Genomic DNA, 1,708 nt, shown 5'->3' on the forward strand with positions numbered 1-1,708 from the left:
GCATCTTCTTCGGGTCGCCGTGGAAGCCGAGCGGGTGGCCGGCCACCAGCGTGTTGCCGTAGAAGTAGCGCAGGCGGCGCACCTTGGCCCACGGGAAGTAGAGCCCGGCGGTGACCAGCGTGAGCAGCAGGTTGACGATCCAGATGCGGAAGTATTCGCTGCCGGAGCCGGTGAAGCGGATCGGCAGGCGTTCGTTGAGCGTGCTGTCGAAGCTGGACGGGGTGACCGTGGGCGGCACGGTGGTGGTGTCGAGCGTCGAGATCACGCCGTTCAGGCCGGCGCTGTCGATGCTGGCGCTCTGGGCGGGCTGGTCACCGTCGGGCGCGGTGAATCCGCCCTGGGGGCCGTGGGGTGTTGTCATGTCGTGTTGCGCCGTGCGGGGTGGATGGCCGGCGTTCTCCCTCGCCGAAAACTTTAACACTGCGTTTCAGACAGCCACCCTTCGCTAGAATCGTTTTCACTCCAGGGACACCCACATGAAACTCATCGGCTCGCTCGCAAGCCCGTACGTGCGCAAGGTGCGCATCGTGATGGCGGAAAAGAAGCTCGACTACCAGTTCGAACTGGAGGACGTGTGGACGAGCGACGCGATCATGAAGTCCAACCCGCTGGGCAAGGTGCCGGTGCTGGTGATGGAGGGTGGCGAGGCGGTCTTCGACTCGCGGGTGATCGTGGAGTACATCGACACGCGCTCGCCGGTGGGCAAGCTGATTCCCGAGACCGGGCGTGAGCGCACCGAGGTGCGCACCTGGGAGGCGTTGGGGGATGGCCTGCAGGATGCGGCGATCCTGGCCAGGCTGGAGCAGACCTGGGCCGGCCGCAGCGAGGGCCAGCGCAGTGCGGCGTGGGTGAGCCGGCAGATGGACAAGGTGCATGCCTGTTTGGCGGCGATGAGCCAGGGGTTGGGCGAGAAGGCCTGGTGCTCGGGCAACCACTTCACGCTGGCCGATATCGCGACGGGCTGCGCACTCGGGTACCTGGATTTCCGATTTGCCCATATCGATTGGCGGACGACGTATCCGAACTTGTCGAAGCTCTACGAGAAGCTGGCGGTTCGGCAGAGTTTTGTGGATACGGCTCCGCCGAAGGTTTAGGGTCTTTTCACTGCGTGAGGCTGCTGCCGGGTCTCGCCCCGGCGGGCGAGTCACTTTCATTTGCTGGCTCAAATGAAAGTAACCAAAGCAAAGAGCCCTCAACCCGAAAACCATACGGTTCGTTCAGTCTCGCTGCGGACAACACTGACGCTTCGGCTGGTGCCCCACGTTCATTGGGATTGTTGGCCGTTCTTCTCCACCCAGCTCGCTACGCATCGCCAAGATGCATGGCGATCGCGGGCGCGAGACGATGCGACGCGAAGCGAGCGAGTCGAGKGRAGCGGGAGAACAACAATCCCAATGAACGGGGGATGTGCAGCCGAAGCGTCAGTGTTGTCCGCAGCGAGACTGAACGAACCGCATGGTTTTCAAAGCGCCTTTGCTTTGGTTACTTTCATTTGGCAAGACAAATGAAAGTGACTCGCCCGCCGGGGCGAAATCCCGGCARCAGCCTCACGCAGTGAAGAGACAGAGGTCAGATCTCGACCTTCGAGCCGAGCTCGACCACCCGGTTCGTTGGCAGCGACAAGAAGTCCGCCGCCGCCGCCGCATTCCGGTGCATCCCCGCAAAGAGCTTCTCGCGCCAGCTCGCCATGCCGCTCCCAAACGTCGGG

General features: G+C 63.1%; 3 protein-coding genes. 1 reads left to right on the forward strand and 2 read right to left on the reverse strand.

Going from position 1 to position 1,708, the window contains the following annotated elements:
* Positions 1-361: DUF898 family protein (locus AC1D15_RS30665; protein ID WP_477828998.1), on the reverse strand; the 361-nt coding region annotated here is incomplete at its 3' end.
* A gap of 115 nt (positions 362-476) precedes the next feature.
* Here AC1D15_RS30665 and AC1D15_RS30670 point away from each other — a divergent pair.
* Positions 477-1,094 (forward strand): glutathione S-transferase N-terminal domain-containing protein, encoded by a 618-nt coding sequence (locus tag AC1D15_RS30670; RefSeq protein ID WP_477828999.1) that lies wholly within the window; start codon positions 477-479, stop codon positions 1,092-1,094.
* Between the two features lie 475 nt (positions 1,095-1,569).
* On the opposite strand, the gene AC1D15_RS30675 is transcribed toward AC1D15_RS30670, so the two are convergent.
* The coding region (locus AC1D15_RS30675; RefSeq protein ID WP_477829000.1) for a KUP/HAK/KT family potassium transporter at positions 1,570-1,708 on the reverse strand (139 nt) is incomplete at its 5' end.

It is taken from the genome of Rhizobacter sp. P2_H2, assembly GCF_056403375.1.